General features: G+C 73.4%; 13 protein-coding genes. 6 read left to right on the forward strand and 7 right to left on the reverse strand.

From position 1 onward, the window contains the following. From AB0K34_RS26565 to AB0K34_RS26580, 4 genes are all read left to right on the forward strand, one after another. Positions 1 to 1046 (forward strand): peptidoglycan-binding protein (locus AB0K34_RS26565; protein WP_364551523.1); only part of this gene is annotated, 1046 nt, incomplete at its 5' end. Next, positions 1043 to 1753, forward strand: coding sequence for an ABC transporter ATP-binding protein (locus AB0K34_RS26570; protein ID WP_138633164.1), 711 nt, complete (start codon positions 1043 to 1045; stop codon positions 1751 to 1753). The genes AB0K34_RS26565 and AB0K34_RS26570, both read left to right, overlap by 4 nt. Then, positions 1750 to 2958: an ABC transporter permease gene (locus tag AB0K34_RS26575; protein WP_138633161.1), complete on the forward strand. Its 1209-nt coding sequence runs from the start codon at positions 1750 to 1752 to the stop codon at positions 2956 to 2958. Before AB0K34_RS26570 ends, AB0K34_RS26575 begins: the two co-directional genes overlap by 4 nt. Before the next feature lie 71 nt (positions 2959 to 3029). Continuing rightward, the gene (locus tag AB0K34_RS26580) at positions 3030 to 3605 is read left to right on the forward strand and encodes an antibiotic biosynthesis monooxygenase (RefSeq protein ID WP_301174177.1); all 576 of its coding nucleotides are present in this window, start codon (positions 3030 to 3032) and stop codon (positions 3603 to 3605) included. A gap of 66 nt (positions 3606 to 3671) precedes the next feature. Here the strand turns inward: AB0K34_RS26580 and AB0K34_RS26585 are convergent, their stop codons facing one another. The 3 genes from AB0K34_RS26585 to AB0K34_RS26595 all read right to left on the reverse strand — a co-directional run bounded on the left by AB0K34_RS26585 (position 3672) and on the right by AB0K34_RS26595 (position 7213). Then, a complete protein-coding gene (locus AB0K34_RS26585) occupies positions 3672 to 5465 on the reverse strand; it encodes a choline/carnitine O-acyltransferase (protein WP_138633155.1) in 1794 nt (597 codons plus the stop codon). Between the two features lie 78 nt (positions 5466 to 5543). Continuing rightward, on the reverse strand, positions 5544 to 6365 hold the full coding sequence (locus AB0K34_RS26590) for a class I SAM-dependent methyltransferase (protein WP_205719063.1): 822 nt from the start codon (positions 6363 to 6365) through the stop codon (positions 5544 to 5546). A gap of 11 nt (positions 6366 to 6376) precedes the next feature. After that, complete coding sequence (locus AB0K34_RS26595; protein WP_364551526.1) at positions 6377 to 7213, reverse strand: arpA protein; 837 nt, start codon at positions 7211 to 7213, stop codon at positions 6377 to 6379. A 267-nt stretch (positions 7214 to 7480) separates the two neighbouring features. On the opposite strand from AB0K34_RS26595, the gene AB0K34_RS26600 reads away from it, so the two are divergent. Both AB0K34_RS26600 and AB0K34_RS26605 read left to right on the forward strand, forming a co-directional pair. Next, positions 7481 to 8026 carry an MSMEG_6728 family protein gene (locus AB0K34_RS26600; protein WP_364551528.1) on the forward strand — a complete coding sequence of 182 codons (546 nt, stop codon included), beginning with the start codon at positions 7481 to 7483 and terminating at the stop codon, positions 8024 to 8026. Positions 8027 to 8030: 4 nt separating this feature from the next. Then, entirely contained in the window at positions 8031 to 9248 is a 1218-nt protein-coding gene (locus AB0K34_RS26605; RefSeq protein ID WP_364551530.1) for a PP2C family protein-serine/threonine phosphatase, read from the forward strand. Between the two features lies 1 nt (position 9249). On the opposite strand, the gene AB0K34_RS26610 is transcribed toward AB0K34_RS26605, so the two are convergent. The 4 genes from AB0K34_RS26610 to AB0K34_RS26625 all read right to left on the reverse strand — a co-directional run bounded on the left by AB0K34_RS26610 (position 9250) and on the right by AB0K34_RS26625 (position 12491). Then, positions 9250 to 10260 carry an alpha/beta hydrolase family protein gene (locus AB0K34_RS26610; RefSeq protein ID WP_240807120.1) on the reverse strand — a complete coding sequence of 337 codons (1011 nt, stop codon included), beginning with the start codon at positions 10258 to 10260 and terminating at the stop codon, positions 9250 to 9252. Between the two features lie 259 nt (positions 10261 to 10519). Further along, positions 10520 to 11863, reverse strand: coding sequence for a hypothetical protein (locus AB0K34_RS26615; RefSeq protein ID WP_301174170.1), 1344 nt, complete (start codon positions 11861 to 11863; stop codon positions 10520 to 10522). Then, complete coding sequence (locus tag AB0K34_RS26620) at positions 11863 to 12084, reverse strand: hypothetical protein (protein ID WP_138633140.1); 222 nt, start codon at positions 12082 to 12084, stop codon at positions 11863 to 11865. Before AB0K34_RS26620 ends, AB0K34_RS26615 begins: the two co-directional genes overlap by 1 nt. A 119-nt stretch (positions 12085 to 12203) precedes the next feature. Further along, positions 12204 to 12491, reverse strand: a complete 288-nt coding sequence (locus AB0K34_RS26625) for a hypothetical protein (RefSeq protein ID WP_138633137.1) — start codon at positions 12489 to 12491, stop codon at positions 12204 to 12206. Positions 12492 to 12521: the final 30 nt, after the last annotated feature.

Consider the following 12521-nt stretch of genomic DNA (forward strand, 5'->3'; position numbering starts at 1 on the left):
TCGCGCTCGGGGTCGCCGCGCTGGTCGCGGCCGGCGGCGGGGTGGCGACCGCGGCGGCGCTCGGCGGCGGCGAATCCGGCGGCGGACCGGATCCGGCGCTGCCGCCCGCCACCGCGAAGGTGGCGCGGCAGACGCTCAACGACGCCCAGACCGAGGACGGGCGGCTCGGCTACGGCCCGGCGTCCGTCGTGACGAGCCAGCTGCGGGGCACGCTGACGAAGCTCCCCGAGAGCGGCGCCGAGATCACCCGCGGCCACGAGCTGTACGAGGTGGACGGCGACCCGGTCGTGCTGATGTACGGGTCCAGGCCGTCCTACCGGCCGCTGGAGGTCGGCACCGAGGGGGCGGACGTGAAGCGGTTCGAGAAGAACCTCAGCGCGCTCGGCTACGGCGGCTTCACCGTGGACGACGAGTACACCTCCGACACCGCCGACGCCGTCCGGGAATGGCAGGAGGACATCGGCGTCGCGGAGACCGGGACGGTCGAGCTCGGCCGGGTCGCGTTCGCGGACGGTCCGGTCCGAATCGACAGCGTCCAGGCGAGCGCGGGCGAACCGGTGGCACCCGGCAAGAAGGTGCTCACCCGCACGGGCACCGGCCAGGCCGTGACGGTCGAGCTGGACACCGCCGACCAGCGCATGGCGAGGAAGGGCGCGAAGGTCACCGTGACGCTGCCGGAGAACGAGACCGTCACCGCGGAGATCGACGAGGTCACGACCGTGATCGAGCCGGGCGAGCAGGGCCAGGACCCGACGACGAAGGTGGAGGTGACGATCTGGCTCGACACGGCGAAGGCGAAGAAGGCCGCCGCGCGGTACGCGCTGGCCTCGGTCGACGTCACGTTCACCGCGGGCAGGCGCGAGGACGTGCTGACCGTCCCGGTGACCGCGCTGGTCGCGCTGAGCGAGGGCGGCTTCGGCGTGGAGGTCGTCAAGGGTGCGGCCTCCTCCTACGTCCCGGTCGAGACGGGCCTGTTCGCGGACGGCAAGGTCGAGATCTCCGGGTCGGGGATCACCGCGGGCACCGTCGTGGGGGTGCCGAAATGATCGCGCTGCGGGACGTGGTGAAGCGGTATCCGGGCGGCGTGCACGCGCTCGCCGGGGTGTCGCTGCGCATCGCCGCGGGCGAGCTCGTCGCGATCGTCGGGCCGTCCGGGTCGGGCAAGTCGACGATGCTGAACGTCCTCGGCACGCTGGACCGGCCGACGTCGGGCAGCGTCCACATCGACGGGCACGACGTGGGGCGGCTGACCGACGCGAAACTGTCGGCGCTCCGCGCGACCCGCATCGGGTTCGTGTTCCAGCACTTCCACCTGGCGGCGGGGACGCGGGCGATCGACAACGTCGCGGACGGGCTGCTCTACACCGGGCTCCGCGCGGCGGCGCGGCGGCGGCGGGCCGCGGCGGCGCTGGAACGGGTCGGGCTCGGCCACCGGCTGGACCACGAGCCGCACGAGCTGTCCGGCGGGGAGCGGCAGCGGGTCGCGATCGCGCGGGCGGTGGCGGGGGAGCCCGCGCTGCTGCTCGCCGACGAGCCCACCGGCGCGCTGGACTCGGCGTCCGGGGACGGGGTGATGGCGCTGCTGCGGGAGCTGCACGCCGCCGGCACCACCGTCGTGATCATCACGCACGACCGGGAGATCGCGGACGGGCTGCCGCGCCGCGTCCGGATGCGCGACGGCCGCGTCGTCGCCGACTCCGCCCTCGCCGACTCCGCGCTCGCCGAGGCCGCCCTGCCCGAGGCGGCGCGGTGACGGCCGCAGGGACGCTGCGGCCCGCGCGGCTGTGGCCGGGCGACGTGGTCAAGGTCGGCGCGGTGGGGCTGCGGACGCGTCCGATGCGGGCGTTCCTGTCCGCGCTCGGCATCGCGATCGGGATCGCCGCGATGGTCGCCGTCGTCGGCGTGTCCTCCTCGTCCCGCGCGGAACTGGACCGGGCCCTCGCCGCGCTCGGCACCAACCTGCTGACGGTGTCGCCGGGCAGCACGCTCACCGGGGAGAAGGCGCAGCTGCCGCTGGAGTCGGAGCGGATGGTGGCCCGCATCGCCCCGGTCCGGGACGTGTCGGCGATCGGGCTGCTGGACGAGGCGAAGGTCTACCGGTCCGGCAAGGTGCCCGCGACCGAGACCAACGGGATCGCGACGTACGCGGCCCGGACCGGCCTGCGCGCCGCGACGGGCGCGGAGCTGAGCCGCGGCGTGTGGCTGAGCACCGCGACCGGCGAGTTCCCCGCGGTGGTGCTCGGCGCGAAGGCGGCCGAGCGGCTCGGCATCGGGCACGCGTCCCCGGACGTGCAGGTGCTCGTCGGCGGCCACCGGTTCACCGTGATCGGGATCCTCGCGCCGGTGGCGCTGGCCCCCGAGCTGGACACCGCGGCGCTGGTCGGCTGGCCCGCCGCACGGAGCGTGCTCGGCTTCGACGGGCATCCGACGACGATCTACACCCGGTCGGCGGACGCGCGCGTCGAGGACGTCCGGGACGTGCTCGGCCCGACCGCGAACCCGGCGGCGCCGAACGAGGTGGAGGTGTCGCGGCCGTCGGACGCGCTCGCGGCGCGGCAGGCGGCGGGCGAGGCGTTCACCGGGCTGCTGCTCGGCCTCGGCGCGGTCGCGCTGCTCGTCGGCGGCGTCGGGGTCGCCAACACCATGGTGATCTCGGTGCTGGAGCGCCGCGCGGAGATCGGGCTGCGCCGCTCCCTCGGCGCGACCCGCGGCCAGATCCGCACCCAGTTCCTCGCCGAGTCGCTGCTGCTGTCGGCGCTCGGCGGGGTCGGCGGCGCGCTGATCGGGTCGCTGGTGACCGCCGGCTACGCCCTCTACCAGGGGTGGCCGGTGGTGATCCCCGCCTGGGCGGTGCTCGGCGGCGTCGCGGCGACGCTGGTCATCGGCGCGGCGGCGGGGCTGTACCCGGCGGTCCGGGCGTCCCGGCTCAGCCCGACCGAGGCGCTCGCCGCCACCTGAGCCCGCGCCCGCCGCCCACCCGAGCGGGCGGGCGCGGGCATGGACGGAGCGGGACGGGTGAGATCTCCGGTATGGGTAACGCGGAGACCGAGCCCGTCACGCTCGTGGTCACCTGGGACGTCAGGCCCGGCCGGGAGCGCGACTTCGAGGAGTGGGCGGAGGGCCTCCACCGGGTCGCCTCCGGGCATCCGGGCCACCGGGGCGCCACCTGGCTGCGCGCCGAGGGGGCACGGCACCGGTACTACACGGTCGTGAACTTCGCCGACCAGGACTCGCTCGACCGGTGGCTGCGGTCGCCGGAGCGGGCCGGCTGGATCGACCGGGTCCGCGGCATCGCCGACGAGCACCATCTGGACACCACCGGGCTGGAGACGTGGTTCAGCCTGCCCGGGGAGTCGGTGCCGGCGCCGTCCAAGGCGAAGATGATCGTCGTGACGTTCTGCGCGGTGTATCCGCTCAGCCTGCTGCTGAACGCGTTCGCCACCCCGCTGACGAAGTCGTGGCCGGTGCCGCTGCAGGCGCTGACGTTCCCGGTGATCGTGATCCCGCTGCTCACCGTGGTGATCATGCCCGCGCTCAGCCGGCTGCTGCGGCGCTGGCTGTACCCGGCCGGGCGGATCCACCGCCCCGCCCGGCCGGGCCGCTGACCGGGCGGGCGGGGCGCGATCGGGCAGGGCGCGATCAGGCGGGGCGCGATAGGCGCGGGGCCGCGATCAGGAGAGCAGGTCGCGCAGCTCCTGGACGGCCTCGCGCAGCCGGTCCGCGAACGCGTACATGGCGTCCGCGACGGGCTGCGGCGTGCTCAGGTACAGGTTGAAGCGGTCCGGCAGCAGGACGTAGGCGACGCCGATGCACTGCTCGCTGGTCGACCCGAACCCGAAGTACCGGATGTTGACCGACGGCGCCGAGCTGGTGGACAGGTAGTCGTCCCGCATCTTGATCCAGCCCGGCGTGTCGAACAGCGGGAGCGGCCCGGTGACGCCGAGTTCGGCGCCGCGCCGCTTGGCGATCAGCTGCAGCTCCCACAGGTGCTGCTCGGGCGCCTGCCCGGCCTGGCACTCCTTCGCGCGGCGCACGTGCGCCTCGGCCGCGGCGCGGAACGCGTTCCGGCGCGCCTCCCGGTCGGCCGCGGGGTCGTCCATGGCCGCGACGAAGCGCAGCACCTCGGGGGTGACGACCCGCATCGCCTCGGTGCGGCCATGCCGGTACTGGCGGGTCGCGATCGACTCGTAGGTGGTGCCGGTGAGGCCCTTCGCGCGCCGGTGGGCGAGCTGGTAGGCCAGCTGGACGAACGCGTCCGGCGACGTCTTCAGCCGCTTGGCCTCGGCGGAGCCGAAGTCGTCGAACGAGACGGCGGTCGTGGCGGTCGCGGCGGCGTAGCCGGCGAAGGAGGCCGCCGCCTCCTCGATGTCGCGCCGCAGGTCCTCGTCCAGCGCGAACCGGATCGGCTCGATCGCGGGCAGGCCCTGCGCGGCGGCGCCCGACCGCCGGGACAGCTCCGCGGGCGGCGCGCCGAGCAGCTCGTCCACGAAGCTGAGGACCGTGGTGCCGTCCAGCCCGCAGTGCTCGACGTTGATGCCCGCGGTGCCGTCGCCGAACACGACGAACGACACCGCCTTGTCGAACCAGCGGTTGCCGCTGTCGCCGTGGAGCAGGTGGTCGCAGGCGTCGAGGGTGTTGGCGGGGGCGAAGTCCTCCAGGCAGACGCAGAACAGCGCCGTCTCGACCTCGTCCAGGGCCTTGTCGTTGCCGAGCGCCAGCAGCGCGTCGCGGCTCGCCGCCCACTCGGCGCGGGCCTTGGTGGTGAGGTGCCCGGCGGACGGCTCCTCCGCCGCCTCCGCCTTCAGGATCGTGCCGAGCCCGGCCCGCAGCTCGTCGAGGGTGTGCGGGCGGCCGTCCGGGCCGAGGACGTCCATCCGGAACATGGTGCCGCGGAAGAACACCACGATGTGGCGGGCGTCGGACGGCCCCGGCCACGCGTCGGTGTAGGGCGCGCGGACGGTGTCCTGCTCGGCGCCGGGGATGCGGGTCGTGGAGAACAGGAACCGGTTCTGCACCATCGACAGCGGGCGGCCGCGCTGCACGACCGGCGGGATGCGCTCGGCGTCCAGCCGCAGCTTGTAGTCGAGCGCCCCGGCGATCAGCCCGGCCGCGCGGTCGGCCTGCCCCTCCGGCGACTCCTTGAACAGGAAGAAGAAGTTGGCGTTCAGCGCGATCCGGTCGCGGCGGCCGAGGTAGCGGTACGGCCAGAACGTGTCGAGCCAGCTGTGCACGCCCTCGGCGGCGTCGTAGCGCTCGAGCGCGGCGTGCAGCGTCCGGCCGGGGCCGCCGGGCCGGACGAACGCGGCCAGCGCCGACTCCGTCCGGGCCCGCTCGTCCTCGGTCAGCAGCGGCCCGCACCACTCCATGAACCGCTCGCAGGTCGCGTCGAGCGTGGGCAGCGGCACGCGCGGCAGCCCCGCCTCGTTGCCGAAGGTGCGGGACGAGAGTTCTTCGCTGGCGTTCACTTCGTTCCTCTGCTGTGTGTACCGGAGTTGCCGTGTGTACCGGAGTGGCCGTGTGTACCGGAGCCGCGGCTCGATGCCTCAGCCGCGCGGCTTGGAGATGTAGAGCTGCGCGTAGAACCAGCCGTCGGTCTCCAGCCCGCCCGGGTCGACGCCGACCTCGGCGAGCCGCTCCAGGACGGACGCCTGCTCCTCGCGCGTCGCGAACCGCCGCTGCCGGAACAGGCCGTCGCGCCGGACGGTCTCGTACCCGGCGGCGGCGAGGGTGTCGGCGATCGGGTCGAACGGGAACATGCGCAGGACGAAATGCGCCATCCACGGCAGCCGCCCGCCGGCGCGCTCCCCGGCGGCGGCGACGATCCGCGCGATGGTGCGCTCGGTGACGTAGCCGAGGCAGCCGGTGGAGATGACCAGGTCGGCCGCCGCGAGCCGGGCCCGCTGCTCGCCGGTCGGCTCGCCGTCCTCCAGGTCGGCGTGGACGGCGCCGTCCAGGAAGCCGGCGTCCAGCGCGTAGCCGAGGGCGCCGTCGGAGGCGTCGAGACCGAGGAACCGGACGCGTTTCGGCGGTGCGCCGGAATCGACCAGCTCCCGGTCGCGGGCCAGCAGCGCGGCGCGCGTCCACCGGTGGGCGTCGCGGCCGCTATACCGATCGTACAGCTCGGCCATGGTCGCGCCGTGTTTCACCAGGGCCGCGTTGATTCCGTAGGAGCAGCCGATGTCCAGGACGGTCGGGACCGGAACGCCGCGCGCCTCCCGGTATTCGGCGATGAGCCGCTCGAAATGCGGTTTGGCCAGTTCCGGGATGTTGTAGTCGAGATCGCGGAGCGTGCTGAAATAGGCGCGGGGATCGGGCCGCGTGTAGATGTGGTCGAGCGAGATCTTGCCGGTCGTGTCGACGCGCAACGGCGGGCCTCCTAGTCGAGCAGCTGGTCCACCCGGACGGCGCGCCCCTCCGCCGCCAGGTGCTCGGGCAGGACGCGGCCGAAGAGCTGCCTCGTGCGCGCGACGCTGCCGATGACCCCCGGGCGCTCGCTGTAGGCGAAGATCGCCGTGTGCCGCGCCGTGTCCCCCCGGACCGTGCTCACCCGGTGCAGCGAGTACCGGCCCTTGAACAGCTGCAGGTCGCCGGGGCGCAGCGCCAGCCGGCGGACCAGGCGGTCGCCGCGGCCGGTCAGCACGTCCCGGACGTCGGCGAAGTTCTCCCGCTCCGCCGTCCGGATGTTCGGGCAGTACTCGAAGACGCCCCCGTCCTCGGGTTCCTGCGTGAGCAGGCTGACGGTGAACTCGTTGGTGTCGAAGTGCCAGGGGTGCTCCATCCCGGGGCCGACCACGTTGAGGACCAGCCCGGACAGCGGGTCGGCCAGCTCGTGCACCCGCGGCAGCCCGAAGCAGCTCGCCACGAACCGCTGGAACAGCCCGTTCGTGTAGAGCCGGTGGATGAGCGCGTCCGCCGGGACGCGGTCGCGCGCGACGAACGCGTTGCCCCGCTCGACGGTGACGCGGCCCGGATGATCGTCCGGCAAAGGGGCGCCGATGTCGATGTTGTAGGCGTTCACCGTTTCGACGTCATAATGCGCGGACGGCGCGATCTTCGCGCATTCCGTGCGCAGTGCCTCCCGCAATGCGGGGCGAATGAAGTCGGGCAGCACGCAGCACCCGGTTTTCGCCAGTTCGGCGCGGGTGCGGGAAACGGCGGCGGCCCAGCCGGCGCCGTCCGGCTCGGCCAGCGGATAGCGTTCCGTGTCGGCCACCTGTGCGAGAGACTCCGCCGCGCCCATGACGTTCCTTCCGCGTCGCCGAACCCATGACGGGTTTTAGCACAGTCCTTCCGGGAATTCATGGCCCGCCTTTCCGGGCCCGTTTGTCAGAAATCGATAAGCCCGGCCCGTGACCTGTGCCTTCGAACGTTCCGGCGCGCGCGCCGCCGCGGCGGCGGGTGTGTCCCATCTCACCCGCCGTGCACGCCGGCGCCTCGCGGCGGGTAGGACCGGGGCACGGGGGAGTGACAGGGGGCGGTCGTGCAGACCTTTCTGCCGTACGCGGACTTCGCCGCCACGGCCCGGGTGCTGGACCGGCGGCGGCTCGGCAAGCAGCGCGTCGAGACGATCCAGGTGCTGCGCGCGCTCACGGTGCCCGGCTACGGCTGGCGGCACCACCCGGCCGCGCTGATGTGGACGGGCTACGAGGAGGCGCTCGTCCGGTACGGCCTGGAGATGTGCGCCCGGTGGAGCGGCCTCGGCCACGCCGACACCTGCGCCGCGACGCTGGCGGCCGACCTCGCCGGCGCGCGGGGCGTGCGGGAGCCGCGCGCCCAGCGGCGGCTCGCTGCGGCGGGGGAGCTGCCGCCCTGGCTGGGCGACCCCGCGTTCCATCTGAGCCACCGCTCGGCGCTCGTCCGCAAGGACCCCGCCTTCTACGGGCCGGCGTTCCCCGGGGTGCCGGACGACCTGCCCTACGTCTGGCCCGCCTCGGACCGGCGCCCCGGCGGGGAGGGCTCATGGTGCGGCCGAGGGCGGGTAGGTACCCCGGAACCGCGCGGACGAGGGGGCCCCGGAGGACGGTGAGCCGATGCTGAGGGAGCTGGTGGCGGAGAGCCACCTGATGTCCATGGAGCAGCTGCCGGGCGCGGCCGCCCGGCACGCCGCCGGCGTGGGCCTGCACGACGTGCTGATCTATGTCTCCGACCTCCAGCAGAACGTCCTGCGGCTGCTGACCGGCAAGGGCCCGGACGCCGGCCGCGACCCCGGCGACGAGATCCCGGAACTGAAGATCGCGGGCACCGTCGCGGGCCGGGCGTTCCAGACCATGGCGCCGGTGGTCGGGCAGACCTTCGGCGACGGGACCTGCCAGTACTGGCTGCCGGTCCTCGACGGCTCCGAGCGCCTCGGGGTGGTCCGGACCACCATCCGCCGGGACGATCCGCAGGCCCGCGACGACGCCGAGTACCTCGCCGGGATGGTCGCGCTGATCATCGTCAGCAAGGGCCCCTACAGCGACTCGTTCTCCCGGCTGGTGCGCACGCGCGCGATGACGGTGTCGGCGGAGATGCAGTGGCGGCTGCTGCCGCCGCTGACGTTCGCCAACGACCAGGTGGTGATCAGCGCGGCGCTGGAGCCCGCCTACAACCTCGGCGGCGACACCTTCGACTACGCGCTGGCGGGCGAGACCGTGCACTTCGGGGTCTTCGACGCCATGGGGCACGACACCACGGCCGGGCTGACCTCCAGCCTCGCCGTCGCCGCGTTCCGCAAGCACCGGCTCCAGGGCGCCGACCTCATCGGGGTCGGGCAGGGGATCGAGGAGGTGCTGGCCGAGCAGGACAGCAGCGGACGCTTCGTGACCGCCGTGCTGGCTGAGCTCGACCTGCGGTCCGGCGTGTTCTCCTGGGCGTCCTACGGCCATCCTCCGCCGGTCATCATCCGCAAGGGGCGCTGGGTGACCTCGCTCGAATGCCGCCCCGGCACGCCGCTCGGCACCGGCCTCGGCGTCGAGCCCGCGCGGTGCTCCGAGCAGCTCGAACCGGGCGACCGCATCCTGCTCTACACCGACGGCATCGTGGAGGCCCGCGACCCGGGCAAGCGGGAGTTCGGGCTGGTCCGCTTCGTCGACTTCGTGATCAAGCGGGAGGCCGACGGGCTGGCGGCGCCCGAGACGCTGCGGCGCCTGATCCACAGCATCCTGACGCACCACGCGGGACGGCTGGACGACGACGCCACCGTCCTGCTCCTCGAATGGCACGGCTGGGGCGGCCGGCAGGACGCGCTGGAGGCGATCCGGCAGACCTGAGCTAGCCGGACCCGAGGGCGGCCATCAGCATCGGGTACGCCTCGTGCAGGTCGCGCTGCCAGTAGGGCCAGTCGTGCTGCCCGTCGAAGAACCGGGCGGTCACCGGGACGCCGAGTTCGCGCAGCCGGGCCGTGAACGCCCGCGCGTTGCCGTAGGCGGCGGCCTCCACCGGATCGGTGAACGGCAGCCCGCCGAGCGACCCGGCCCTGCCGTTGCCGCTCGCCACCCACAGCCGGACGCCGCGCAGCCGCCCGGCGATGTCCGTCGGGTTGTGCGCGCGCCAGATCGCCGCCTGGTCGTCCGGGTCGCCCCAGACGCGCCGCCAGTCGGTGCCGGGGCAGGCGAACGACGGCCCCCAGCCGGTCGAGTCGTCGCCCGGCTCGTGGCCGTGGAGGGTGTCCACGTACCCGCTGAAGGACGCGGCGGCCCGGAACATGCCGGGGTGGCGGGCCGCGTACAGCATGGCGCCGAGACCGCCCATGGAATTGCCCGCGACCACGCGGCCGGTCCCGGCGCGGTAATCGCGTTCGAGGACGCGCCGGAGTTCGGTCAGGTGGAACGTCTCCCAGCGCGGGGACCCGCCGCGCCCGTAATTCCACCAGTCGGAGTAATTCCCGCAGCGGCCGCCGTTCGGCATGACGACGATGACGCCGCTCCCGGCGGTGAGCCGGGCGACGTCGGTGTCGCGCGTCCAGGCGGTGTAGTCGTCGACGCCGCCGTGCAGCAGCCACAGTGTGGGCCAGGTGCGGTGCGCGTCCCGCGACCAGCCGCGGGGGAGCAGGAGGCGGACCTGCTGCCGGCCGTCCATGGCCGGAGAGTCGATGGTCAGGTCCACGGTGCGGGACGCGACGGGCCGCTCGGCGACGACCCGCGCGCCGCTGGGGGCGGTGCCCGCGGGCGCGGTGGAGGCGAGTGCGGTGGAGGCGAGCGCGGTGGAACGATCCAGGAAAAGTGCGGGGAGGAGCAGCGCGAAGGCCGCCGGCCATGCGGCGGGGGTGATGCGGCGGAGCAATGGGGGCCTTCCGGAAACACCGGCGGGATGGGCCGGCCTTGACGGGAAAAGGGAGCGCCGTGGTGCGGTCTTTTCTCTCCCTGTGCGTGGTAGGTTCCCGTGCGCCGCCATTGTGAAGCGCCAACCAAATAACTGTATAAAATGCATTTTCCGGGCCCGGATACGCGCGATCCGCCGTGCCGGGGTGCCCGTGATCCGCCCCCGAACGCACGAACGCCGGACGTCCGCGGCGGGCGTCCGGCGCTCGTCCGGGCGTGGCTCAGGCGTCCGGCATCGGCTGGGGCGGGGGCCCCTGGATGTAGCGGACGGCCCACCGCACCAGCCGGCGGCCCACCCCGTACAGGATCAGCGCGACGCCGGCCAGCGGCAGGATCAGCAGGATGATCTGCAGCCCGGAGGTGACCAGCTGGAGCACCCCGGCACCGTTCGCCGCCTCGGCGGCGAGCCGCCGCATCATCATCCAGTCCTTGCCGATCAGCGCCGGGACCTGGCTGATGATGAGGCCGATCTGGAACACCAGCACCGGTATGACGATCAGCACCCAGCACGTAACGAAGACCTGCGGCCAGCGCTTGAGCTCGTTCAGCCGGGCGTCGGGGCGGCGCAGCAGCGTCCGGCGCAGAATCGGCCCGATGTACTTGAACAGGTCGGGGATGCCGACCAGGTCGGACATGATGTAGTACCCGTCGAACCGGAGCGTCGGCAGGAGCTGCTGCATCATCTCCAGGTTGACGTAGAGCACGGCGACGAGCAGCGGCTCGAACCCCGTCTGCAGGTACGCCAGCGTCAGCCCCACCACGAAGATGGCGTTGAAGTACACCCCGGCGAGGTCGGCGCGCAGCCGCCCGGCCCGCCCGAGCCGGTACGACTCGGTGATGTCGGTGTAGAACGCGGGCCACACCAGGTAGATCCCGCAGCCCATCACGCCCGGCCGGACGCCCCCGTACCGGCAGGCGGTGGCGTGCCCGACCTCGTGGAACGCGCAGGACGCGATGCCGAGGCCGAGGATCAGCAGGATGCTCACCGGGTTCATGATCGCCGTGGTGATGGCGCCGGCCACCGAGTGGCTGGTGAGCAGCCAGCCCTCGCTGACCACGAACGCGGTGAGCATGACGGCGATCGCGACGGGCCGGAACAGCCAGCCGAACAGCCCGCCGACGAACCACGTGAACGACTCGGGCATGACCGCGACCCGCCACCGCAGCGCGAGCCACGGGTCGGCCTTGACGGGCGCGGGCGCCGTGCCGTCGCTGTAGGTGGTGACGCCGAGCGGCGCGAGCTTGCGGTCGGCCAGGTAGACGACCTGCTCGCCGGTGAGCTGGGCGCCGGCCTGTTCGGTGACGGCCGCGGCGACCCGGTCGAGCGCCTGGGCGGCGTCCGTGCCGGCGAGGTCGCGGTGGTCGTGCAGCGCCTTGGCGACGAGGAACAGCAGCGGCGGCAGCCGGACGAGCTGGCCGTCCGGCAGGCGCACGAGCTGCGGCGGCTCCCGGTAGCCGGAGTTCTTGAACTCGCCGACCAGCTCGGCGCCGTCGACGAGGGCGGGCAGGGTGAGGGCGGCGGGGGGCCCGCCGCCCGCCACGTCCGGGGTCGCGGGAGAGCCCATCAGTGGTGCTCGACCACGGTGGCCGGGACGCAGGTCATCGTGGAGTAGGCCGGCTGGGCGAGCAGCCCGCTGCCGAGCAGCCCGGTGGTGCCCGACGAGTACGTCGCCTGGCAGGCGTACATGACGACCGTGTCGCCACCGGAGGACAGCGCGAGCCGGGGCGGCAGGACCTCGCCGGAGAGCTGGTCCAGGTCGGTGTACGAGATTTTCCGAGGGTTCATGGCTCCCTTTCGGGATCAGTCCGCTGTCAGCGTTGCGTAGCAGGGAAAAGGGGGAAGGGCTGGCGCGCGAACGCCAGCCCTTCCGGTGCGGGCCGAAACCCGCGGTGTCAGACCTGAGCTCAGCCGTTGAGCGCGGTGTTGGCCGGGGTGCAGATCTGCGAGTTGGCGGCCGGCGCCGTCTGCCACAGGGTGAGGAGGCCCATCTGCGGCTGGTTGGAGTTGGCGGAGCAGGCGCTGGTGGTCACCGTGTGCCCGTCGCCGCCGTCGTGGCCGCCGTGGTTGGCGTTGAGGTTGAAGTTGTGGTTGTCGTCGTCGCCGCCACCGACGAGAAGGGTGGACAGCACGGCCCGCTCGGGCAGAACCTCGCCGGCCAGCTTGTCCAGCTCGGTGTAGCTGAAGGACTTCATGTGGTTCCTTTTCTTCCTTGTCACGCCCGG

It is taken from the genome of Actinomadura sp. NPDC049382, from assembly GCF_040677125.1.
GTDB classification, from domain to species: domain Bacteria; phylum Actinomycetota; class Actinomycetes; order Streptosporangiales; family Streptosporangiaceae; genus Spirillospora; species Spirillospora geliboluensis.